The sequence below is a fragment of the Pirellulaceae bacterium genome (genome assembly GCA_019636385.1).
Taxonomy (GTDB): domain Bacteria; phylum Planctomycetota; class Planctomycetia; order Pirellulales; family Pirellulaceae; genus Aureliella.
On sequence record JAHBXT010000003.1, the window covers coordinates 493026 to 518005 of the forward strand.

Consider the following 24980-nt stretch of genomic DNA (forward strand, 5'->3'; position numbering starts at 1 on the left):
ATTCAACTAGCTACCGTCAGGCTAACCTTAGCAGCCTCAAACGCCTCAGCAAATCCTGACGCAGCATTGCATTCGATGGCACGAATGCGCATCAGCGATTCAAACGTTTCCGGTCGATACCAACTTTTGGCGTGTTGCGACTCGAAGTGCGTCATCAATCGCTTAATTTTAATCCGAGCCACATCCTCTGTTAGCGGAAAAAATAGGTTGGGTCTCCCCAAGTCTCCATCATACTTAGGAATTTCGTATTCCCAAATTAGGTGATCTCGAAATGCATTCCAGGTTAGTTCTGCCAGCAGTCTATGATCTTGATGCAAATCTGCACGACGCGTCGTCAAAATCAGGTCTGGGCGCAATTCACTGGCTAAACGGTGCAGCGCTTGCTTAAGCTCTCGACTCTCGCAAGGAAAAAAAGAATCTGAAAATGTCTGACAAATTAGCCTACATTGCGTTCGATTCTGGCACCAGGTCGCAAAACTTGCTTCGGCCTCTCGTTTCCGCGTTTCGTTAGCGGACATCACTACCCAATCCATTTGTATCTTGGGATTCGCAGCTAACAGATTCAATAGTAATCCGCCACAACCGATTTCGATATCATCGGGATGGGCGCCCAGGCATAAAACATGCTTAATATTCGATAGAGTTAGTGAATGCATAGTGGACTAGTGCGGCATCTGTTGGCTGTTCGTTTCACACGGGTCTGCACGATGAAGGGCACCATTGGCACGCCACAATTCCCATGGCGTGTTGCCGGCGGCATGCATGTCATCCAGCATTTGCTTCTCCTTGAAGGTATCCATGCAGCCAAAGAAACCTTCATGTGGCATCGTGAACAGTTTTCCTTTGGCAATCAGCCGGTCAAACGGATCAAGGATCAACTCCTCGCCTGGGCGCATATACGAAAAAATCTCTTGGTCTAACACAAAGAAACCTGCGTTGATTCGTGTGTTGGTGTCCGAGATCGCTTCGATGCGAGTCACCAGACCATCTTCTTGCGAACTCACGCAATGAAAGGTTTGGGTTGGTCGCACGGTCATGAAAGACGCGATGGCTTCATTCCGCTGATGGAAGTCAATCAGAGCGTTTAGATCTAGATCGCTGAGACCATCTGCGTAGTTGGCCAGAAAGGTCTTTTCGCCTGCCAAATGCGATTGCACAGCCTTGAGACGTTCGCCAATATTGGCTCGCATACCGGTATCTACAAAAGTAATATTCCAATTTTGGATATCGCTGTTAAGCAACACGACCGAACTGCCACCCTTCGACAATACAAAATCATTGGCCAGACACTCGTTGTAGTTTAAGAAATAATCTTTGATGGCTTCACTCTTCCAACCTAAGCACAGAATAAAATCATGGTGACCAAAATGTGCATAGTATTTCATAATATGCCAGAGAATGGGTCGATGACCCACTCCCACCAATGGCTTGGGAATGGCCTCGGAGTACTCTCTGAGTCTCATGCCAAATCCGCCACAAAACAGTACTACCTTCATGTCAAGGCACCTCCGTAGCTGGTGCATCCTGCTGCAAATGATTTGCCTTGGAAAACAGCCAGTAACCAAACAAATGAATGCTGCCTGAGGTTAAGCTGCCAGCCGCCAAGGACCAGGCAGCACCCGTCAATTCCCACTGCTGTACCATCAATGGCAGTGTTAAGACGGAGACCAACGAGCCCGTGAGTGTGCCCAGTAAAATGACTCGTGGGTACAGGATTGCGGAGAGACCGCTACTTCCAGAAACTGTCATACTGAACCCCAAGGCCGTGACGCCGGTAATGGCTACCAAGTGCCCGTGGCCTTTGTAGTCAGGACCAAACGTTAACACCAGCACCCACTCACCTAGCAGGTAGAGCATCAGTGCGAAGAAAATCATGCAGCCATTAGATAGTAGAGAGACTTTCAGCAGCAATCGGTTCATTCCTTGGACACCGGCAGTCACATAGGTGCGCACCGAAGCCGGTCCCAGCCAGTTTGCCAGTCCTATCAAGAGTGGATTGGAAAGTAACACCAGCGTCTGGCACGCCATCAGAATCCCCGTTTTCTCGGCACCATAGTAGAACGTTAGAATCCAAGGTACTGCATAGGACTGCACCAGTCCGACGATTTGTCCTGCAAAAAACCAGCGTCCGAACCGCCAGTTCTTGACTAAGTCTGATCCCAATCGGCGTCGTAGTACCCGATACCGAGAACGTAGCTGCCACAAACGTGTCATACCAACCACCGACGAGCAGATGGCAATCAGGATTAACGCCCGCACGAGGGTCAAGTGCCCCAGCAATCCCATGATGACCAATGAGGACAGTTGCAAAAACGCCAGACAGCTATCAAGGATTGCCACTGAACGCATATCCATCATCGCAAAGGCTTGGCGACGAACAAACTCCCACAGCAAAATGCCTGGCATGGTGGCTGCCAGTGTCAGAACGACCCAGCATAATTTGGGGCTCAGCGAATTGAGCCACATAGTCATCACCGACAGCAAAGCCACGGTGATAACCAGCACTGCCAACAAGATTAGCTGAATTAACGCGCTGCCGGTGTAAACCCGCTGGCGAGTTGCTTTCATGGATTGGCAAAAGACTTGATAGGGCTTGGCAATTAAAGATTCATGGGATAAGGAAACAAACAGGATGGCTGAGAAGGCCAAGACATAGATGCCCAATTCCTCCGGGCCGCAAAACCGCCCGATCATCATCGTTGTCGCAAACCTCAAGCCGCTGACAATCATCTGATCCAAGAGAGCCCAACTGGCCGGCGAGTACCACAAGCGGTCGAATATCTGATGGCCCTGGGCAACTAGGCGTTGCAGCCCAGTATTCGAATTGGGCGCAGCAGTATCAGCGAAACTGGAATCAGGCGACATGAATCTCGCTCCTTAATCCCAGCGCAGATGCCTGATCGCGTATCTCTTGTTCATAGAGTGCATTGGAGACGATGATCACATCGGGCTGATAGTCTATTAAGTCCTCTGGCGCTACAATTTTTTGGGCGCTGCCGGGAACAAACTTGCCTTGTTTGGCGGGATTGATCTCTGCCACGACTTCAATGGCTGACGCGCATGGGCAACAATTCAAGAAAGTCACTCCTTTGCCGCCTGTACCCCAAAACACAACGGCCTTACCTTGTCGGCGGTAGTCCTGAAATCGCTCGCTCCAAATTTCACAACGCTGCCGAAAATAACAGGCGAACTGGGATATCTCTGGTGGCAGATTGTTGATGACGCCTGAGTCTTGATAATCGCTTATGACCGTTGGTCGAAGGTTGCTCTGACCGTATACTGGCGCAGCAACCGAAGCGGGTAGGCAATCAAGGTACAAGTATTGATCTTCACCATAGCACCCCCCACCCTCAAGCACCTGAAACCCTGAAGACGTGAATAACCGGCGGAAGGAGCTTTCCGAGAAGTAACTGCATTGCTCGTAGTGGATACTCCAGATCTCCTGACGTTGAAAGGCCCTAAACGCGTTGAAAATCTCAAAATAAATGCCTATGTTACGCGAACCAACCATACTTCGTAAATCTTGAACCAGCACTTGTGGTTGGGCAATATGTTCAAGCACCGACAAGCAACAAACAAAATCTGGCAGCCACTCTTCGAATCTCGAATGGAGTCGTCGGTCGAACCGAGCCTGGATTAATTCCAACTGGACACCGTTTTGTTCATAGCAACCAGGCCGGCCGATGGTTGGATCAATGCCAATCCCTTTGTTTCCGCCCAACTGACACAACAGTTCCAGAAACCAGGCGCTACCGGCACCAATTTCGACGATCGTCTTCCCGCTCAATTGATACTTGTCGCGGAGCCGCTCAGCGACGGACTGCATGAAGTTTCGGAAACCCGGCGAATGATGCAGTGCAACCTCATAGCCCGGCTGATAATCGACTAAGTCTGAACGGAAGGCTTGATTGAAGACGTGACCGCACCCCTGGCAATAAGCCAGTTCAATGCTTCCGCGCGGGGTCCGTTTAGCTGAAGCAGCATCATCATAAAAATTGCCGACATGCACGGGCAATTCAGGCAGGTCGAAAAACGGCGTCGTGTCCGAAGAACCGCAGGCATTGCAGGCTACGATTTGAGCTGCCGGAGCCTGCGTAAGGGAGCTGGAGCTAGTCAAGTTCATGGTTGCCGCAGTTCTGGTTGATTGTGCGGCAGCGAATGGAATTTCTTAGGCTGTTTGCCTGCTGCGGCTGGAATGTGAGAAGTACCCCGAATCGGTTCGTGATAAAGTTCCGAACGTACAAGCTGTGGCCATTTCGATACTTGTCCCATGTACCTACCGATGACGGACCAGCACAAGCAGCGCTCGAGGCCACTCATAGGTACGTTTTGCACCGATCTCAAGTGTCCTTTCAACAACGCCAATCGAGTTCCAGCGAAGTGTTTCTTCTTGCGCTGGGGTGCTATATAAGCCTCCTGCTGTTCCCGAGTGGCCATCTCGCCGGCCGCTTTCGAATGCACCCGTTGGTAACACAAGGTTTCCGGAACTTGGCGATATTTGCCCCAGAGGGCCAATTCGCCCAATAGTACCTTTTCGGCACCATAGCAGCCCGGCATCGGAAGCGCTTTGTCCAAGACCGCTTTGCGAATTAAGCCAAAGACATCAAAGCACCACGATGTGCCTAGCAACACTCCCTGAAATCGCTGGTGCCGGGCCTGAGAATCATGGTGAATTCGCGGATGTCCGGCTTGCCGCGAGTGAGCTAACCCATCGGCCGCATCATCCCCTGCATCCAAAATCGTGCCATACTGGTCGATTTTTCCGAACGCCGAATGCACCCAGGCGGAATCTGGGTCTGATTCGATCAATTCCAGAGCAGCTTCCAGGAAAGTTGGCTGGCACATATCGTCCGCCGCAACCCACTTATAATATTGGCCACCAGCCAAACCGATCAGGCGATTAAAATTGGCAACTGCTCCCAGGTTGGCCTCCAGGCGTTGATAGCGGATTCGATCATCGCCATTGGCATATTCTTGGCAGATCTCGCCGGTTTCATCGGTCGAGGCATTATCTGAAATGATTAGTTCGAAATCGCCATAGGTCTGTCCCAGCAGCGACTCCAGCGTTTCGCGCAAGAACGCGGCGCCGTTGTAGATGGGCATTCCCAAACTGATTTTTGGTCTTCTGGGGGACATGTTCAACAATCGACTTGTTTGGCGACGCCGGTTGCACTACCACTTCACTAGCTGGCAGCGATTAAGTCCGCCTGACGCAATCGGTCGATTTCCTGTGCAGCACTTCCGGATTTCATTAAGCGAGCGATATATTCATCTCGAATCCAAGCACATGTTCGCCGCATACCATGTACCAAGCTGGTACTCGGCTCCCAGTCAAACAGCGACTTGATCAGCGTGTTGTCGCTGTTGCGCCCATTGACACCTTTAGGGGCATCGAGCTGATAGTGGCGTTTCAGTCGGATACCAAAGAACCCCTCGACGATATCGACTAGTTGATTGATGGAAACCATTTCGCTTGAGCCTAGATTGAGCGGCTCGTGGAAATCGCTCCCCATGAGTAGGTCGATTCCGTGAATGCAGTCGTCAATGTAGGTAAAACTGCGTGTTTGTCGGCCATCGCCCCAAATCTTGATTTCATGCCGACCATTGGCGACTGCTTCGATGACTTTTCGGCAGATAGCAGCTGGAGCTTTCTCGCGTCCACCGTCCCAGGTTCCGTGGGCTCCATAGACATTATGAAATCGGGCAACCCAAGTCTGGATGCCAAAGTCCTCTTGAAAATGTCGGCACATTCGTTCTGAAAATAGCTTTTCCCAACCATAGCCATCTTCCGGCATCGCGGGATAGGCATCTCCTTCTTTCAATGGTGCTAAATCGTATTGCACCTGCTTGTCGGCGTTGTACACACAGGCAGAGCTGGCATAGAAGAATCTTTTGGCACCGGCTGCAGTAGCGGCCTGCAACAAATGCGTGTTAATCAACACCGACAACATGCACAAGGCTTTGTTATTCTCAATAAACCCCATGCCCCCCATGTCAGCGGCAAGGTTGTAGACGTCTGACACGCCTGCGCAAGCTCGCTCACAATCGGACTTGTTTCGCAAATCAGCCGCGATGTTTTCCACATCTGGAAACACCTGATACCACTCCTCCAGTGGTTTGATGTCCACAGAGCGGACCTCGACATGGGGCCGCTGTCGTAGACTGGCTACCAAGTGGCCTCCAATAAAACCGCCTCCACCGGCTACCAAGATGACTTTATTATTCATGGCTGCGAATTCTCGATTCGATTCAGAAGTAATATTTATATGGACTTATCCTAATCAGCTGCTCCCCGCGTTCGCAGCATTTGCAACAACAAGAGATACAAAAATCTACTGTTCGTGTGCAGGTAACGCCGCCAAAGTCGTTGCGGCTCTTGATACAATCGAAACAACCATTCCAAGCCATTCCGCTGCATCCACGAGGGGGCCATGGGCTGTACCCCGGCGTGAAAATTAAAGGCCGCACCAACGCAAATTTGAACAGCGTCGATCTGGTGGCGATGTGCAAACGCAAATTCATCTTGCTTCGGACAGCCTAAACCAATCAACACGATTCCGGCACCGCTGGCAGCAATGCGCTCTATGACAGCTTGGTCCTCCGCTGCCGTTAACGGTCGAAATGGCGGAGCTTCGCCAGCCAGCACAAGATCGGGAAATCTTCGTAACAATTCACGATTCAGTCTTTCGAGGACGTCAGGGGTGCCACCGTACAGGTAGACACCTACCTTTTCTTTGGCTGCCGCTTCACAAACTCGGAGGGTCAATTCAGGTCCGTAAACTCGATCCTTAAGTTTTATGCCGTGCAACCAACGCAAAGCCCAGCGAACTGGTTGGCCGTCTGGGGTAACAGCCTCGAATGAGTTCACTTTGTGGCAAAGCTCAGGAGCATCTGAGGCCGTCACAATTGCATGAACGGCATGACAACTGACAATCGCCGACTGATGCAGTGCAGCCGCTTGTAGAATCGTCTGGGTTAGTTCAAGGTAGTTGGTAGCACTCACTTGAACATTCAGTACCCGAAACTTCGTCGGCCACAAAACCTGACGTTGTTGAAGTTGGTGGGCAGATTGTGAAGGCAACTTGGTCGACGTCGGTGATCCGACGGCTATGGGAGTAAGAGAATTCATGCTGTGTATCAGGAAGAAATCTGCTTGCGCATTAAATGCGCTTCAATCGCGTCATTATAAATTGCAATCAGTTGAACGCAATTCTTTTCTGCCGTGTATTTGTTTAGGTATTCCTGTCGCACTCTTAGTCGCCGGCCAGTTTCTGATAATGTCGAATCGGCGAACATTTCCACAGCCTTAAGGGCCAAATCGTCCGCATCGCCAGGGCGAAAGAAGCGACCGGTTTCATTTTCCAGTATCAACTCAGACATCGCTCCCATTCGTGAAGCTAATACGGGCGTGCCCACTGCAAACGATTCAATCACCGTGCGACCAAATGGCTCATGCCAGATGGAAGGCATGATCGAAAACGTAGCGCTGCCGAGTTGGCGACAGACTTGCTCCAGAGGCAATCGGCCCTGCCACTGGATTCGTGAATCGCTGGCCGCAGCCCGGGTCACGGCATCAGCTAAGGGGCCATCGCCGACGATCACCAAGCGACGATTGCCAGGAACCTTCTTCCATGCATCCAGTAGTGTTAGTAAGCCTTTTTCAACCGACAATCGACCGACGAAAATGGCGTAGTCTCCCGCGCCATCGCCTGCGCCAGGATCAGGCCGGAGAAAATTGGGTTTGACTGCGATCTTCTCTGCGGGAAAGCCTGCCTCAACGTACTTTTGGCAAGTCACATGTGAGGGCACTATGAATCGATCGACAAACCGATCCCACGTACGACGCCACCGATGGTAGCTCAACATTCCGGCCACGACAGAGGTCGCCATGCGATCTTCACGGTAACATCCGTGCACTATGGCTGGCCAAGCAAATCGCTTGCCGATACATAGTTGGCAAGGCTGATGATTTCTCAGAAGCTGGGCATTAGGGCAAATCAAACGATAGTTTTGTAAAACCTGAACCATCGCGCAACCCATGGAAACTGCTACCTGGCATACCGCTGGTGAAATGAGCGGAAAGAAATTGATGCAGTGCACGACATGGGGTCGAAACTGCCCAATCTTCTGTTGCAACTCCTTCTCGACTTCCGCGTTCCAAAAAGTCTTGCGAATTATGTCGGTCCGCTTCATACCATGGATCACATGGTTGTTCATCTCAAATTGTATGACGTCATGTCCTCGTTCGCGTAGCATCCATGCCTCGTCCTCGAAGACTTGGTCCTCGCCACCGCGTTGCTGATAGTAGTTGTGACACACTAACACTCTCATAATGACGGCAGGACCTCCTGCCTGGTCCACGAAGCTGAGGAGCGACTTTTCAATTCAGTTGGTCCACTAGCTGTTTTCGATTCCAATTTTAGATTTCCGCAAAGCCTGGCAATCAGCGTCCCGTGCACAAAAAAGAAGACGACTGACTCAGGCTGAACAGGCCCCAGAAACGATTCGTTCAGCATGCCCCACAACAAGTACCAGAACAGCAGAATAAAGAACCAGCTGTCGATTCTCTGCCAAGTCCGATTGAAACAGGCTCTGAGGCATAAAGCGGTGATTGGGGCAAGCATAGCCAGCAGAAATAAGGCCAGCCCAATCATTCCCGTACTGACCATGGCCTGAAGCCAAAGATTGTGGGCTGTCCAGTTGACTCCCGTCAATTCGTCGTAAAGGTACCAGACTTCGAGTTCGCCGGTTTGGGAACTCAAAAAATATCCATGACCAATCCACGGAGACGTCAAAAACGAGGTCCACATCGCGGCCCACATTTGCTGACGGCCTGAAAACGAGCTAATCTCATCAGCCGATTGGTTACGATTTACGGTTTGTAGCGTATCGCTGATGCTAGAAAAATTGGGGTCAGATATTAGGAAAACGCTCCCGACCACCGCCGCCAAAACCAAGGCGATCCCAAGGGATCTGCGGCTGCCATACAGAAGCCATAGGCTGGGAACCATACAGACTGTAATGGCCATCGACAAGCGATTGGCTGAAAAGAGTGCCACGGACACAAACAGCAGGCATCCGGGAACCATCAGATACCGAATCCAGCGCCAGTTCCAAAGTGCGCCACAACCCAACAGTAACACCAGCCCCAACGAGGCTGTAGAACCCGAGTTGGTGGAGTGTCCTAATCCCATGCCGTTACGCGTCATGTGATGCGAGGACGGAATCAGAATTCCAGTCACCAACAGAAACAGGCACAAGGCCATCAAATTCAGCGTGATGAATCGAATTGCATCGGACACATCACGTTCCCGTCGCAAGACAATCGACACTGCCAGCGACACAAGAATTAACGTCAGCAAACTGATGACTTGGCCGAATGATTCGTCCGGCCGAGCGGACCACAAGACTGAGACCATGCCCCAGCCTGCAAATCCGAAGAATGGCACATGCCACAACAGTTGCGGTTTCAAACGGTTGCGAGTCACGTAGGTCAGCAGCAGGAATCCAAGCCCACCTAGCACTGAGAAGCGGATCAGAATCTTGATTTTTGAAACAATCGATTGCAGACCTTCCATACCATCCGGCGCGCGAAACGCACTGATCAACAGCAGGCTGATAGAAACGCCGAGTGCCAGCTTTAGATGTTCATAGAGCTGCGAAGTACGGACGGGCGAAGAAGGCATGGAGAATCGTCAAATTGAGGTGCCAGAAACGTCGTGGTCGGCAATGCAAACAGCCATTGTTCCGTCGCAGCATGCGGCCCTCACCGGACTGTCATTGTCGTGTTAACGATAGCTGTCGAGCCAATTTGGACGACGTTCGTAATTATAGACGGACGCATTGGCCCCGCAAACTTCGGCCTTGCAATACCATGGCAAATTGATGCTCGCCAGCTGACGCAACGGCACTGCTACTGGGCAAAGTCCGGGTTGTGACGATTCTGATGACTGTTCGCTCGCCTGGACATGGAATCATACATGGACTTGTAGGCGACCTTGTAAATCAGATTTCGCCGGAACATAATGTCCAGAACCCTGTCCAGGTATGCCTGGAAGTACGTCTCGTCTCTGCTTGGAATGGCTTTACGGCTGCCTGATGAAGTCCAAGTTTGACCACTTAATATCATTTGGGTCAACTATGCAACACCGAAAATCAGCACACAGCCACACCCAACCGAAGGATCGCAGTCCAGTGAACTTGGCAGCCTCAAATGTTGCTGAACGTCCGAAACGAAACTGGAAACTCAGCATTGCACTCTTCTGTTTACTGGCCGGGTTAGGTACTGCTGTAGTACTGCTGCAGAATAATGTATATCGCTCAGAAGCATCTGTCTTCGTGAAACTCGGGCGAGAGAGCGTGGCACTGGACCCGACAGTAACCACGACTTCCACGGTTGCCCTCAACGAAACACGGGAAACAGAAGTCACGTCGATGATGGAAGTGTTGCGCAGCCGCGCTATAGCTGAACGGGTCGTCGATGAGTTTGGTCCGGAGAATATTCTGTCTGGCTTCGTGCCCAATTCGGAAAACGAGCAGGAATCGCAGCTTAAGCAAATGATTGGTTCCGCTATCGATTCCCTTCGCCGTTTTAATGACGGTCGTGATGTCTCACTTCGTGAACGTGCGACACGTCGCTTGATCAAGAATCTCAGCGTGACCATCCCCAAAAAGTCTACGGTGTTGGTACTGCAGTACGATACCAGGTCTCCCGCCATGGCACAAAAAGTCTTGGCCAGAATCCTAGAAATCTTCCAGGAGGAGCACGCTCGGATCAATCGTGTAGTAGGAACTCACGAGTTTTTGATGGGACAGCGTGAAGTTTTGGATCAGCGATTGAAGGCGGCACAACAAGCTCTAAGAAGCGAAAAGAATAAATTGCAATTAGTTAGTATCGAAGGGGCACGTGCTAAGTTGCAAGATGAATATGCGTTGATTTCCAAGCAACTCATTGAAGCCAATACGAATCTAGTTGCCACCCAAGCGAAAATCGCCAGTTTGCAAGGAGAGATGTCGGTACTTCCCGACCGACTCCCTGCAGCCAATGTATCAGGTCTGCCCAACGAAGCTACAGATCGAATGCGCGAGCAGCTTTATCAGTTGGAAATTCGCGAACGGGAACTTCTGGCGAAATATACTGAGGATCATCCAGCGGTCGTACAGGTCAGAAAACTAGTTGCTGAGGCAGAATCGGTTTATCAGGCCCAAGGTCAGCAACGAGAGCAGATAACCACCTCGATTCACCCGTCGAAGCAGAATTTGGAATTGCTGTATTTGACTGAAAAGTCAATGGCTCAATCCCTGGTTAGCCGGATTGATGAACTCAAACGTCAGATTCAAACCACGCAGAGCGACATGGCTCTGCTGAATGAGGGTGAAATTCGCATCTCTGCTCTTCAGAGGGAAGTTGAAATGGCTGAAGGCAGCCTTCGCAATTACACGGATCGTTTGGAGCAGGCACGTTTGGACCAGGAATTACGTTCTCAGAACATCTCTAACTTAAACGTAGTCCAACCAGCCAACTATATGGAGAAACCGGTCGGATTGCCGCGTCTTGTTCTGCTGCTGGCATTCTACGCACTGGCGATGATGGGCGGCATAGGCATCCTAATAATTCCTGACCTGCAACATTGGTTCGCTATGGCAGAAGCCTCCGCTGACATTGACGAAACAGAACCAATACTGGACGAACCCTACTTCCAGAGGGCTCGCGAATCTCGCTCTTCCGTTCTTGCACCCTTTGAAACTGAAGAACTGGAGCCCCTCTCCGAAAATAGCCAAGAATCCGAGTTTCAAGTGAAATGAGGACACTGTAATTCACTGGCTCTAGTCGCTCGTGAGACGTTCTCAGTAGCAAAATCACCGGTAGCACCTGCCTAACCCGCCCCACTTCTCTTCTGCTAATGCCGATCGATATTCAGTTGGAGTTGTGCGCACAGCCAGTTGTATTGAAATTGGGAACTCCGCAATATTGTCTGAACTAATTCTGAAGCACGATTCTCCCGATTCAGCGGCAATCACCAGTGTAGCTTGCGACTGCTTGGTTCGGGTTAAGACGCCCGCCGAGTTGACTTGCGATGAATGGCAAGTCTGGGAATCGTTACGCACTACGACCAAGTGGTTAGACTCACCGTTCTTCGCAGCTGATTTTGTCCGGGCTGTTGCCCATTTCAACCCAGCTGTGCGTATTGCCGTGCTGCGCGACCAAGAGTCGATTGTAGGGTTTTGGCCGTTTGAAGTTCAGCGGCGTTCTGGACGCCCCGTCGCTTCGCTAGTGACCGAACTGACAGGATTGATTTTTGATGCCAGTCGTCCCTTAAATCTGGGTGATGTATTGCCTGCTATGGGACTGCATCATTGGCGATTTGACTGTGTACCGGAAACACAATCTGCATTCTCGCCGTTCATCATACGGAACATGAGTTCGAGCTTCATCAGTTTACAAGATGGATATGACAGCTATCGCGAGTCGCTTCTCGCTCGAAACTGTCGGCAATTTGCAGAGAACGCGCGAAAATCCAGAAAGCTCGAGCGCGAACGAGGCCCTCTCAGTTGGGTTTGGCATCAAGCTGATTCAAAGCTGCTGGACGAATTGATACGCTGGAAGCGCATTCAGTATCGACGAACCGGAATGTTGGACGTGTTGGGAGTTCCTGCGGTTCGCGATCTGCTCCGTCATTTGCTGGAACAGGCCAGCGAGCGGTTTGGTGGGGTCATGGCAGCGTTGAGCGTCGCCGGGCAGCCGATTGCGATTCACTATGGGCTGCGCGATAATCGGGTAATGGCTAGTTGGTTTCATGCCTATGATCCAACCTACGCTGCATTTTCACCTGGTCGGATCGTCATGCATAAACTGATTGAAGATGCGACAGCCTACGGAATTGAACGCATCGATCTAGGCCAAGGCGACGAGCGGTATAAGGCAAGTCTCAGCAATGGTTCATTGACTGTGGGCGAAGGCATCGTTTGCCAAAAGAAATTGGACCAGATGTTGTTGTCCGCATGGATTCGAGCGCGAGAAGTCGCCTCATCGAACTCGTATTTCCGCATGCCTTTGAAATGGATTCGCAACATGCGCGGTCGGCAAAAAGGAGTAGCGCCATGATACGCGTAAGCCTGCGCACGACTGCTGGACAGACATCTGGGTTCGCATCTATGCATGCAACCTGGGCGGCTTGCTTTGTAAAGAACTCGGTTCGCGACTCAGTGCGTATTGCTAATCCAGCACACGGTTTCGCTGATGCTGCAACCGCTGGGCAGGTTCAAAAGTAAGAATGACTATGCGCGCCAGAATCTTTAGACCAAGCCAGCTAACTATGCGACAAACGGAACATTGGCGGCAACTGATGGATACTCAGTTGTGGCGATGTCATCCGCAAATGACCATAGAATGGAGTAGAATTGCCGAACGGATCGGTCGCCCTGTCGAAGCGGCCGAGTTTGAATGCCAGGGTTCCACAGGATGGTTTGTATATGAACGCTATGCTAACTTGGCATCGCCAATAAGTGGGCATTTTTCAGACTTCCAAGCAATCCTGGCTTCGGGCGTTTCTCCTGTGGATGTTCGCCAATTATTGGCAGCTTGCGGGCTTTCTGGATTTCGTTTTGATCATGTCCCTGTTGAAAACGGCTGGACCGAAGTGGAGCGGTTCTACCTTGATCAAAGCTACTGGGTGTGCCTAGATCAAGGCTATGCTTCTTATCTGTGCAGGCTGCAAAGCAGACACCGCCAGTGGTGTCAGCAATTGGAGAGAAAAAAAAGAAAGTTAGCACGAGAAGTCGGCAGTCTGCGTTTTGAATTGCATACGGAGAATCACGCTGTCTTGCAGGCTCTGATAGAGTGGAAACAACAACAAATTCTGGCGGCTGGCTGGAAAAATGTGTTTCACTCACCATGGGCTCGGGATTTGCTGAAAGAGACGGTTCGCGAGCAGACGCCGAATTTTGCTGGATGGCTATCTGCCTTGTACGCCGGAAGTCAATTGGTTGCCGTTCATCTCGGTCAACGCAGCGGGCAGGTCTTGAACGCCTGGATTCCCACGCACCATCCGGAGTTTTCCTCTTATTCCCCTGGGGCATTGTTGCATTTGGAATTACTGCGATGTAGCTCGGAGCGGGGAATCACTCATATCAACCTGGGACGTGGCGAGAATCCGCTAAAAGTAAAACTGGCAAATTCGACCTCTCAAATGGCTATTGGAGCGATATTTCGAAACCAATGGCGGCAACGAATGGCACGCACACTGTTCCACACAAAAAAGTGGCTTGTGGGGGTCTATAAGCGCCCCAAGTCGGTTCAAGGGGATCGTCAGCGTCACAAAGCAGAGGTTAAATGCAATCTCACTTAACGTGCAGGCCCCTGATGTGCCATGCTGCCATGATGGGTTGTCAATTTTCGGTCGGTGGTAGCATGGTTGATTATCCTTGAATGTTGGCTCGCTCAGGTCCTCTGGACCGCCGTTGACCGATGCCTCACACCCGCTTGACTCAAACAATACTATCCAACCGGAAAACGGCTAATGACTGTCCGCAGGTCCCTGGTTGAAAAACTGTGCGCTGCTCCACAGAAGTGGATGGTTCGTCTGCGACAGCGCGGATTGGGCGATGCTTGTGGCTGGGTCTGGTATCAGTTTCAATGGCGTTATCGCGAATGGCGCTTGGGGGCAAATACCAGCGAATTCGCGCATGGCATCGTTGTGGAAACGGAAGGGGAACAACTTGGCTACGAGCCTATCGACTATCGCTGCTTCGATCAGATCATGGATTATTTGCAGCCCATTACCAGAGCCGACGGATTTCTCGACTATGGTTGCGGCATGGGCCGGGCCGTCATTTTGGCTGGTATGCAACCCTACGGAACTGTAATGGGAATCGAGTTCAGTCAGAGTCTAGCGCGAGTGGGAAACGAGATGTTGCGGCGCCTGAGATCTCAGGGGAGGTTTCGCGCTGAGCAGGTAGAGATCATTGAGCAGGATGCGACTCAATTCGAAGTACCGGCTGACATCAATCACATTTTTTTGTTCAATTCCTTCACCGGTACGGTGCTGTGGCAAACCCTGGAGCAAATCAAACGCTCACTAGAGAAGTTTCCGCGAACGTTGAAATTGATATATCTGCAACCGCTTGAAGATGAAAACCCAATGACTCAAGTTCCCTGGTTACGTCTGGAGGCTGACTTGCCGACAGGCTATTGGACCCACATTCGGAGTTTAGTTTATACTGCTGAAATACCAGCTTCGGAGAGCCAGCCATGAGACCGGTGTTGAACGGAATTTTTAAGGGTAAGTCGGTATTGGTCACTGGTCATACCGGATTCAAAGGTTCCTGGTTGTGCCTGTGGTTGGCTCGTCTGGGAGCCAAGGTAACCGGCCTCGCCTGGGAACCACCGACGGATCCGAACCACTTCACGCAAAGCCGCATTGCGGACGTGTTGGAACATCATTACATCGAAGATGTGCGCAACACAGATGCCGTGCTGCGGGCCATCAGCAGTTGTCAACCTGACCTGATTCTGCATTTGGCTGCCCAATCCATTGTACGTCAGGGCTATCGCGAACCGTTGGAAACGTTCTCGACCAACGTGATGGGAACTGCTAGTGTTCTGGAAGCCATTCGGCTGAGGAATGAACCTTGCAGTGCTGTGTTGGTAACCAGCGACAAGTGTTATGAGAATCGCGAGCAGACCTGGGGCTATCGAGAGATCGACGCAATGGGCGATCACGATCCGTATGGTGGCAGTAAAGGTGCCGCCGAACTGGTCATTCGTTCCTACCGCGACTCGTTTTTTCCAGTGGATAAGATTAGCCAACATGGAATCAAGATTTCCAGTGCCCGGGCTGGAAATGTGATCGGCGGAGGTGATTGGACGCCGGACGCGCTGATTGTGGATGTCGTCAAAGCACTCTCCGTGAACCAGCCAATTACGATTCGCAGTCCGGGGGCCTTTCGACCCTGGCAGCATGTGCTGCAAGCGTTAAGCGGATACCTGACACTGGCGGCAGAACTTATGTCCAGCGATGATCCGATGTACTGCAGTGGCTGGAATATAGGGCCGCTGCCGGGCAACGAGATTCCAGTTCGCGAAGTAGTCGATCTGTTCATTCAAGCCTGGGGGTCAGGCTCATGGATTGATGTTGGCGATCCTCACGCGCCCAGAGAGGCTGGTATTCTGCGGCTGTCGATCGACAAGGCGCTGTGGAACCTGGGCTGGAAGCCCGGCTGGGACGTTCGTGAAACCATTCGGCAGACCGCGCATTGGTATCGAACTCAACAACAACGCGGTACGGCTTCGATGCAAGAGACCAGTCTAAAACAGATTGAAGAATACGAATCGCTCCTGCGAAATCGTATGGCGCGTTAGTCTTCAACAGAGCAAGCCAGTTTGATTTGATCGGACGTAACTTGCTGTATCCTCACCCCATCCCACCATCATCCTTTTCGGATTTGTAACTGGATGCCATGAACTTCGAATATTCCAATCAGCTTCGTCGGCGCGCTCATCAGATAATTCCGGGGGGATGTCATACCTACGCCAAAGGCGACGATCAGTATCCGGAACTTTCTCCTGGATTTGTCGTTCGTGGATCGGGTTCGCATGTCTGGGATGTCGACGGCAACCAGTACATTGAGTACGGACAAGGCAATCGCTGCGTGGCCTTGGGGCACGCCTTTCCGGCAGTCTTGGATGCCGTCAAGCGTGAGTTGGCAAAGGGAGTCAACTTCACGCGGCCATCGGTGATCGAAGTGGAGGCTGCCGAAGCCATGTTGGATTTGATTCCAACCGCTGAAATGGTCAAGTTCTGCAAGGATGGCTCGGACGCCACTACCGCTGCCTTGAAGCTGGCACGTGCCTGGACAGGGCGCGATCTGGTGGCCTGCTGCCATGACCAACCCTTCTTTGCAACCAATGACTGGTTCATCGGTACGACCCCACTGGATGCTGGCATTCCACAATGCGTCAAAGATTTGACAGTAACATTTGGTTACAACGACATTCAGAGTGTTCATCGCCTGTTTGCCGAGCATCCCAACCGAATTGCCGGGCTAATTATGGAACCGGCCAAATACGACGAACCGCACAGCGATTTCCTGAATCAGGTTCGCGATTTGTGTCATCAGCAGGGCAGTTTATTCATCATTGACGAGATGATTACAGGCTTCCGCTGGCATCGCGCAGGCGGCCAGGCCGAATATGGGGTCGATCCCGATCTGTCATGCTGGGGCAAAGCACTTGGAAATGGCTTTTCGGTGTCTGCACTGACCGGTAAACGGAGATTTATGGAACTGGGTGGGATGCACCATGACCGCGAACGGGTTTTCCTGCTCTCGACGACACACGGAGCAGAAACGCATGGCTTGGCCGCGGCAATCGCGACCATTGAGTTTTATAAACGCGAACCGGTGATCGAGACGCTTTATGCTCGTGGGCGTCGATTGCAGGAAGAGGGCACACAAATCATCGCCAGTCATGGCTTGTCCGATCACATTCAGATCATCGGTCGGCCATGTTGCCTGGTGTTCTCAACACTGGACGCTGAACTTCAGCCTTCCCAGTTAATGCGTTCGCTGTTTCTGCAGGAGACGATCAAACGTGGCATCTTAATGACGACGCTGGTAGTCAGTTACACGCATTCCGAGGAAGACATTGATCGGACTCTGGACGCCATGAATGAGGCACTGGTGGTCTACCGGCAGGCATTAGAAAATGGACCGCAGAATTACTTAGTGGGCAAGCCTTCGCAGGTGGTTTATCGCCGCTTCAATCATCCTCAGCCCCACACGAAATGACGGTAGATTCAACGGGCAACTTGATGCTGGAAGTAGCTGATTCGCGGGTAGCAGGTCAGTCAATGCAGCAGTTTGCTGCGGAGCTGTTTCCTTTTCATCGAGCGATCACCGGTGCCGGCGTGCGTTCCACATTGACCGCAATTGCGCAACGCATCCCGCTGGAGGTGCGGCGGCTTCCGACAGGACTTCCGGTTCTGGATTGGGAAGTGCCCAGTGAATGGGAGCTTCGTGACGCCTATGTGCAGCATCCGGCCGGTCACAAAGTAATCCAGCTGGCCAAATCGAATCTGCATGTAGTCAGTTACAGTGTTGGCGTGGATGAACAGCTTTCCTGGCCAGAGTTGAAGCCATTCCTGTATACGCTACCAGAACATCCCGACTGGATTCCCTATCGGACGGCCCATTTCCAAACGCGATGGGGATTTTGTTTGAGTCATCGAGATTGGGAAAGTCTGGAGAGCGACCCACCAGCGGGTACGTTCCGCGCATTGATTGACGCGCAGCAAAAGCCAGGGCACCTTGAATGGGGCGAAGTATTTCTTGCAGGTCAGCGGTCCGAAGAGTTTCTGATCTCAACACATATCTGTCACCCTTCTTTGGCCAACGATAATCTATCCGGAATCGTGATCGCCACGGAATTGGCTCGACGCTTGGCCGCCCTGCCCCAATTGCCATTTTCGTTTCGATTTTTGTTCATACCGGCGACCATCGGAGCAATCGCCTGGCTCGATCAGAATCGTGAAAACGTTTCGCGCATCTGCGGTGGTTTGGTGCTTTCTAATCTGGGGGATTCAGGAGCCTTTACTTACAAATCCAGCCGTCAGCGAACGGCCTTGATTGACCAAACGGTCAACTTGGTCTTGAAACGCCTGACGGTTGGCGCACGGCTGCGAGATTTTGTACCCTGGGGGTATGATGAACGCCAGTTCTGCTCGCCGGGATTTGATCTTCCTATTGGACGGTTCACGCGATCGCCAGAAGGTGCGTATCCACAGTATCATACTTCTGCCGATGACCTAAACCTGATTCAGCCGGGCTACCTGAGTCAATCTTTGCAAGTGCTGTGTTGGATTATCTCCGAGTTCGCCAAGTCGTTCCCGCGGAAATCGGAAAACATACACGCAGCCCAGTCCGTGGCAGAATCATCTTCCAGTAGTGCAGGCAAATCAATTTCGGGCAGTGACGTCTATGTAAACCTGCATCCCTTTGGCGAGCCCAAATTAGATCGCTACGGACTGTATAAAGGCTACGGGCAGGTGCAGAACATGGCATTCCAGCAAGCTGTTTTATGGGCCTTGAATCTATCTGACGGCAAGCACACGTTTGACGATATTGTTGTTCGTAGCGGTCTTGATGCTCAGTTGCTTCGACGAGCCATTGAAAAACTAAGCGACTGCAATTTATTGACCAAAATCAATTGAACTCGCCAAGATGCTAAGCACAATTGAAAATCGACCGATCGGCTCCAGAGTACTACTGACCTGGAATCGAAAATCTGGTGTTCATGACCAGCTCGGCATCGCTCCCACGTTTCAATTCACCCAGCCTCCGGAACTCGAGCACAGCTCAGTCCCCTTTTGGTCCATTTCAGATCCAACGAGACTATGAACACAGCTAACTGCCTGCCTACCTCTTCGACCACGTCTTTAAAACCCATTCAGGGGTGCCGGTTTTGCGGCGAGCAACTGCGCGAAACTTGTGTTGATCTCGGAGTCTCACCATTGTGCGAAAGTTGGCTGGCGGCTTCTGATCTGAACAAGATGGAGCCTTTCTATCCACTGCATGTGTATGTCTGCCATAAGTGTTTCTTGGTGCAAGTCAACGAATACGTCAGCGGTGAGGAGATCTTCGGTGGCGAGTATGCCTATTTCTCATCGTATTCGGACTCTTGGTTGGCGCACGCCAAACGCTACGCCCATCAGGCCATCGACAGATGGAAATTAGGTAGCCACAGCCAAGTCGTGGAACTGGCCAGCAATGACGGCTACTTGCTACAGTACTTCGTCGAACAGGCCATTCCGGTGCTGGGGATCGAGCCAGCCGAAAACTGTGCGGCGGTTGCAATTGAAAAAGGCATCCGCACACTCTGCAAGTTTTTCGGCGTCAAAACGGCAACCGAGCTACGCGAGCAAGGCTGTCGCGCGGACTTGTTGATCGGCAATAACGTATTGGCACACGTGCCTGATCTCAACGACTTTGTAGGCGGAATCAAGGTTCTACTGGCCGACCGGGGAGTCAATACAATGGAATTTCCGCATCTGGTCACCACGATGGAAGGCAACCAATTCGATTCCATGTATCAGGAGCACTATTGCTATTTGTCGTTTCACACGATCGAAAAAGTCTTTGCAGCCCATGGACTAACGCTCTTCGATGTGGACGAAATTCCGACGCATGGCGGCTCACTACGTATTTATGCACGTCATGCTGAGGATGATTCAAAACCGGTTTCACAGCACGTGACAGACCTTCGTCGACGGGAATTGGAAATGGGCTATGGTGATCTGGCCGTTTATCGTGAGTTTGGTGAAAAGGTGATCCAAACCAAACACAAGCTGCTGGATCTGTTGATTCGATTGCGGCGGGAAGGAAAACAGGTTGCCGGTTATGGAGCTCCTGGAAAGGCGGCCACCCTCTTGAATTATTGCGGCATTCGCGAAGACCTGATTGCCTACACCGTTGATCGAAATCCTTACAAACACGGCAGATTCATGCCAGGTGTTCGAATTCCGGTATTCCCAACCGAAAAAATTCGGGAGACACGCCCCGATTACGTCGTCGTTCTGCCGTGGAATCTTAAAGACGAGATCATGCAGCAACTCAGCTATATTCGCGAGTGGGGCGGCAAATTCGTACTTCCCATTCCCGAAGCGGTGATACTCGATCCGTCGTAGAGATTGGTAGTTCGTACAGAATAGTTAGCGCAGGCCGCAAGTCTCCCAAAGCGTCAGTGGTCTGGTCTGCGCTTATTCTGCGAGCCATACCCGCCAGGGTCGTGAAGCTTTCCGATTTAGTAGCCTTGGCGAGCTGGTCAACATTTGGCGGGATGCGTAACATTTGCCTGAACAAGAGTGCGCGACTTTATATCTCCGCCGAGTGATTGAAAGGCAAAATGTGAATCGAATCGACCAATTTCTTGATGCGGCCAGCTTTGCGGTCGCGGGAGCTTCTACCGACAGGTCCAAATACGGCAATAAAGTCTTGTTGGCACTCCGGCGATGGAGTGATACAGTCTATCCGCTGAATCCTACAGCAGATCACGTAGAAGGCGTGCCGGCGTACGCTTCTTTGGCTGATCTACCAGAGGTGCCTGAGGCGTTGTCGATCATCACTCCGCCACAGGTTACACGGAAAGTGGTAGAAGATGCCATCGCTCTGGGCGTCCGGCAGATCTGGATGCAGCCAGGCGCAGAAGATGCCCAAGCCAGCCAAGCCGCCCGGACCGCCGGGCTAAACGTCATCGACGACGGCAGTTGCATCCTGGTTGCATTGGCTGCCAAGCGGTAATCGCCAGTGGACTCCGGTAAGTGCAAGTTTAACAGCACTAACTCAGCACGCCGGGCAGCAGTTCGGTGCTGTCTGCGAAGGAGTTGAGGGGACATCCAATTGCGTTGAGCATGGCGGTGTAAAGATTGGCCAGTGGTGTATCTGGGGCGTAGCTCACATGTCTGCCCGTGGCAATTCTTCCGCCTGCACGGCCAGCAACGACAATTGGCAGATTGCGTGGATTGTGGCTATTGCCATCGCGAAGCCCCGAGCCATATAGGATCATGCAGTTATCCAGCACTGTGCCCTCGCCTTCAGGCATCGACTGCAGCCGTTGCAGGAGATATGCATACTGGGCGACATGCCAGCGATTGATGATCTGATACTCGCGAAGTTTGGCTTCTTCGTTTTGATGGTGCGAGATATCGTGGTGGCCACCGGTGACGCCTTCCAGGAATGAAAAATTCCGCCCGCTAACGGCGTTACCAAACATGAAGGTTGCAATCCGCGTTGAGTCAGTTTGGAATGCCAACGCAATCATGTCCAGCATCAATCGCACATGGTCGATGTGTACTTCGGGCGGCTGTTCAGCTGGTCGCTGCGCAGGGTCCAACGGTGCCAGTGGTCGCCAGGGCTGACCTGCGTTGCGTTGAAAATTTTGCAAGCGTTGTTCGATGGATCGCACAGATTGCAAGTACTCGTCGATACGCTGTCGATCCCCGCTACCCAGTTGCTGCCGCAGGTGGTGGGCATCGCCCAAAACGCGATCCAGCAACAATTGATCGCGTTTGGCCGCCTGACTATTGGGTTGCGACGCTCGAAAAAGCCGCTCAAAGACCAAATGCGGATTAAGTTCGCGAGGCAGCGGGCTGGTCGGGCCACTCCATGCAATGTGTGATCCGTAGACGCGCGTGTAGCCCACGTTCGTATCGACTCCCGTTGTCACCGGGTCAATTCCCAGTTCCAAGGATGGAATGGGAGTCTGATGACCAACCGCCGCAGCGGCAACCTGATCCATAGAAACGCCATTACAACTTACGTCAATGCCAAGCGATTTAGAGATCGTGGTGCAGGTTAAGAAGCCCGATGTTTTCACGTAATGACCGTCACCAAACTTGCTGCCTTGATTCCACAAGTTAGTTAGTACCAGGAGTTGATCTTTGAATTCCTGGAGAGGCTCAAGCGTCGGAGACAGCTCAAACTCAGTACCTTCACCTATTGGGGTCCAGGTATCCTGCCGAACGCCGTTCGGGACATACAGTACCGCCATGCGAACTGGTGCGGTTGACGCACTTTCGGCTTCAGCGGCCATCGTTCGGCTGGGACCATGGGAGCCCTGCATCGCTTCTAGCCAGGGCAGCGCCAGAGAAACCCCTAAGCCACGCAATAAACATCGACGGGAAAGTTGTAAGCGTCCTGAAGCGAACTTCATGGCCGGTGATGGTGTCGGCCGAATTCTTCGTTTGCCTGTCATTGAAGTCTCGAAGCTAGAGGCCCAGAAAGTACATGCTAACCCAGATAGTACACGTCAAATGGTGTTTCTACGACTGTATCGTCACGCGACAAATAACCGATCCATCTACCGCGCTGAGGAACTGTTCATTTTATATCGAAACGGCAGGCTGGTGACGATTTCGAACACCAAAGTCTGCATTTTGTAGTCGTCAGCCTCCAGCCGCGCGACAATCGACTCGACCGTACAATGGTCGTGATCGGTCAGTTGACGTGACAAGGCGTATCCCAGCATTTTCGAAGTGAAATTGCGGGCGATCTGCTGCTTGCGTTCCATCAACACCTGTTTCAGCTGCACCGGCCCATCGAATTGTTGGCCGTCGGCTAGCTGTCCACGAGCGTCCACGGGGTCGTGATCGTCGATCTTGGTTCTCCATCGTCCAAGCACATCGTAGTTCTCCAAGCCAAACCCCAACGGGTCCATCATATTATGGCACCCGGCACAGGCGGGATCTGCCCGATGCCGTTCCAACCGCTCGCGCAAAGTCGTCGGCTTCTCGACTTCCCCTGCCGGTGATTCGAGCGGAGGCACGCCGGGAGGGGGCGGCGGCGGAGGCGTTCCCAAAAGCGATTCAAGGATCCACTTTCCACGCAACACCGGGCTGGTACGGTGTGGCAGCGAAGATATGGCCAGCACCGCGCCCATAGCCAACACGCCACCGCGCTTGTCATCTACCGTCAAGCTGACTCGCTTGGGCTGTTCGCGAAATTCGCCTGACACGCGATAGTGTCGAGCCAATTGCCGATTGACGTAGGTAAAGTCGGCATCGACTATTTCTAACAGCGATCGATTCTCGGACAGCAGCTCTTCCATGAACAGTATCGGCTCGTATTTCATCGCTCCGACCAGTTCGGAATCGAAACGACGGGCGATCGACGGATCAGGTTGGAACTCACGACCCAGTGCCCGAGTCCCCAGCCATTGCTCGACGAAATTGGAAACAAAGTCGCGCACTCGCGCGCCGGGACGAATGCCATCATCTCTCAGCGGACTGTGCAACATGCGAGAAACCTGTTGTCGCAATACTGTCGAATCATGCAACTGCCCCTGCTGTGCCAGTTGCAGCAATTCAGCGTCGGGCATGGTGCCCCATAGAAAATACGATAGCCGCGACGCCATTTCGTAGTCTGCCACCGGTTGCATTTGATCATCGTTGCACGGAGCTTCATTCAAGAAAAGGAACTTCGGCGAGACGAGCGCGGCCTCAAGGCAGTATTGAATAGCCGTCATGTAGTCGACCGAGTCGTTGATTGCGTCACGGAACAGTTGCAAATATTCGTCAACTTCAATGTCCGCCACCGGGCGGCGAAAGGCGCGTGGGAGAAAGCGTTGCAGCACCTCTCTGGCGGCTTCGTCAGCGGTTCGATCTGCTGTTGGAAAGGCAACCAGCAAGGCCTGGCGAGTTGGCGGATCTTTGACGGCGTAATCCAGAGCGACACGCGCGGCGGCAATGTACTTCTCTGCATGCGTCGCAGAAATGAAAAGCGTTTCTGCGGCGTTGTCAAATCCTTCGCCGCCAGCCCCCTCGTCAGGCAATAGCGCGCTGAAGTTGACAGGAATGCCTAGTAGATCACGGACAGAATTGGAGTACTCGAATCGGGACAGGCGACGCGAACGCGGTGGTCCGGGGTCAATTGGCCCTCCGCAGATACTGTCGGTCATCGTCTGTCGCAGCCATCGCACAAACTCCTTACGCTGTTGTGTGGACGGTTGCTGGCTGTCCACCGGAGGCATCAAGCTATCGTGGACGCGGTGAGCCACCTTTTTCCAGGTACTTACATCGCTGGCGATCTGAGCTGCCGACGAAAAGCCTGCGAGATTCAAGCCGGCTTGTGGATCGTTGGCTGCGTGGCAGTCCAGGCAGTAATCATTTAGAAAGGCGATCGCTGCTTGCTCAGATTCCAGGGGTGTGGTCGCAGCTGTTTCCACTTCGGAAGCGGTCTGTTGGCAGAAGACCGATGACGCGCCTGGGCTTAAGAGAACGCACAAAGCGGTCAGCCATGTGCAGCATGACGTCGCAGGCTGCCCCCAACCGCTGTTTATCTTCCAGACCGTCATGGTAACCGTTGGCGCCCAATTTTGTTCGTCGAAGTGACGGGAGCTGGCGCGACGCCATGCCCATCGTTTCTAAGCGATCACTTGTTCTTAAGCGACCTCTTCTGCTCTTAGCATTTTCAGGACATGCTGCACAGTG

General features: G+C 52.2%; 20 protein-coding genes. 9 read left to right on the forward strand and 11 right to left on the reverse strand.

All coding sequences use genetic code 11. The features are described from left to right. Positions 1 to 2: 2 nt before the first annotated feature. The 9 genes from KF752_12680 to KF752_12720 all read right to left on the reverse strand — a co-directional run bounded on the left by KF752_12680 (position 3) and on the right by KF752_12720 (position 9686). Complete coding sequence (locus tag KF752_12680) at positions 3 to 656, reverse strand: PIG-L family deacetylase (protein ID MBX3422400.1); 654 nt, start codon at positions 654 to 656, stop codon at positions 3 to 5. 6 nt (positions 657 to 662) lie between these two features. Next, a complete protein-coding gene (locus tag KF752_12685; GenBank protein MBX3422401.1) occupies positions 663 to 1496 on the reverse strand; it encodes a hypothetical protein in 834 nt (277 codons plus the stop codon). A 1-nt stretch (position 1497) separates the two neighbouring features. Then, entirely contained in the window at positions 1498 to 2865 is a 1368-nt protein-coding gene (locus KF752_12690; GenBank protein ID MBX3422402.1) for an oligosaccharide flippase family protein, read from the reverse strand. Further along, entirely contained in the window at positions 2855 to 4123 is a 1269-nt protein-coding gene (locus tag KF752_12695; GenBank protein ID MBX3422403.1) for a methyltransferase domain-containing protein, read from the reverse strand. Before KF752_12695 ends, KF752_12690 begins: the two co-directional genes overlap by 11 nt. Then, complete coding sequence (locus tag KF752_12700; GenBank protein MBX3422404.1) at positions 4120 to 5136, reverse strand: glycosyltransferase family 2 protein; 1017 nt, start codon at positions 5134 to 5136, stop codon at positions 4120 to 4122. Before KF752_12700 ends, KF752_12695 begins: the two co-directional genes overlap by 4 nt. 47 nt (positions 5137 to 5183) lie before the next feature. Next, positions 5184 to 6227: an NAD-dependent epimerase/dehydratase family protein gene (locus KF752_12705; GenBank protein MBX3422405.1), complete on the reverse strand. Its 1044-nt coding sequence runs from the start codon at positions 6225 to 6227 to the stop codon at positions 5184 to 5186. A gap of 50 nt (positions 6228 to 6277) precedes the next feature. Further along, entirely contained in the window at positions 6278 to 7003 is a 726-nt protein-coding gene (locus KF752_12710) for a WecB/TagA/CpsF family glycosyltransferase (GenBank protein ID MBX3422406.1), read from the reverse strand. 134 nt (positions 7004 to 7137) lie between these two features. Then, a complete protein-coding gene (locus KF752_12715) occupies positions 7138 to 8331 on the reverse strand; it encodes a glycosyltransferase (protein MBX3422407.1) in 1194 nt (397 codons plus the stop codon). Further along, entirely contained in the window at positions 8328 to 9686 is a 1359-nt protein-coding gene (locus KF752_12720; GenBank protein MBX3422408.1) for an O-antigen ligase family protein, read from the reverse strand. Before KF752_12720 ends, KF752_12715 begins: the two co-directional genes overlap by 4 nt. A 508-nt stretch (positions 9687 to 10194) precedes the next feature. On the opposite strand from KF752_12720, the gene KF752_12725 reads away from it, so the two are divergent. The 9 genes from KF752_12725 to KF752_12765 all read left to right on the forward strand — a co-directional run bounded on the left by KF752_12725 (position 10195) and on the right by KF752_12765 (position 21294). After that, positions 10195 to 11805, forward strand: coding sequence for a hypothetical protein (locus KF752_12725; GenBank protein MBX3422409.1), 1611 nt, complete (start codon positions 10195 to 10197; stop codon positions 11803 to 11805). A gap of 166 nt (positions 11806 to 11971) precedes the next feature. Then, entirely contained in the window at positions 11972 to 13105 is a 1134-nt protein-coding gene (locus KF752_12730) for a GNAT family N-acetyltransferase (GenBank protein ID MBX3422410.1), read from the forward strand. Positions 13106 to 13556: 451 nt separating this feature from the next. After that, positions 13557 to 14348 (forward strand): GNAT family N-acetyltransferase, encoded by a 792-nt coding sequence (locus tag KF752_12735; GenBank protein ID MBX3422411.1) that lies wholly within the window; start codon positions 13557 to 13559, stop codon positions 14346 to 14348. Positions 14349 to 14519: 171 nt separating this feature from the next. Then, positions 14520 to 15254, forward strand: coding sequence for a class I SAM-dependent methyltransferase (locus KF752_12740; GenBank protein MBX3422412.1), 735 nt, complete (start codon positions 14520 to 14522; stop codon positions 15252 to 15254). After that, positions 15251 to 16360, forward strand: coding sequence for a CDP-glucose 4,6-dehydratase (gene rfbG / locus KF752_12745; protein MBX3422413.1), 1110 nt, complete (start codon positions 15251 to 15253; stop codon positions 16358 to 16360). The genes KF752_12740 and rfbG overlap by 4 nt, the downstream gene beginning before the upstream one ends. Positions 16361 to 16458: 98 nt before the next feature. Beyond that, a complete protein-coding gene (locus KF752_12750) occupies positions 16459 to 17787 on the forward strand; it encodes a glutamate-1-semialdehyde 2,1-aminomutase (protein ID MBX3422414.1) in 1329 nt (442 codons plus the stop codon). Continuing rightward, the gene (locus tag KF752_12755) at positions 17784 to 19208 is read left to right on the forward strand and encodes a DUF4910 domain-containing protein (protein MBX3422415.1); all 1425 of its coding nucleotides are present in this window, start codon (positions 17784 to 17786) and stop codon (positions 19206 to 19208) included. Before KF752_12750 ends, KF752_12755 begins: the two co-directional genes overlap by 4 nt. Positions 19209 to 19391: 183 nt before the next feature. Continuing rightward, entirely contained in the window at positions 19392 to 20681 is a 1290-nt protein-coding gene (locus KF752_12760; protein MBX3422416.1) for a methyltransferase domain-containing protein, read from the forward strand. Positions 20682 to 20901: 220 nt separating this feature from the next. Continuing rightward, on the forward strand, positions 20902 to 21294 hold the full coding sequence (locus KF752_12765; protein MBX3422417.1) for a CoA-binding protein: 393 nt from the start codon (positions 20902 to 20904) through the stop codon (positions 21292 to 21294). 37 nt (positions 21295 to 21331) lie between these two features. Here the strand turns inward: KF752_12765 and KF752_12770 are convergent, their stop codons facing one another. Next, positions 21332 to 22705 carry a DUF1552 domain-containing protein gene (locus KF752_12770; protein MBX3422418.1) on the reverse strand — a complete coding sequence of 458 codons (1374 nt, stop codon included), beginning with the start codon at positions 22703 to 22705 and terminating at the stop codon, positions 21332 to 21334. Positions 22706 to 22852: 147 nt separating this feature from the next. After that, complete coding sequence (locus KF752_12775; GenBank protein MBX3422419.1) at positions 22853 to 24844, reverse strand: DUF1592 domain-containing protein; 1992 nt, start codon at positions 24842 to 24844, stop codon at positions 22853 to 22855. Positions 24845 to 24980 lie beyond the last annotated feature (136 nt).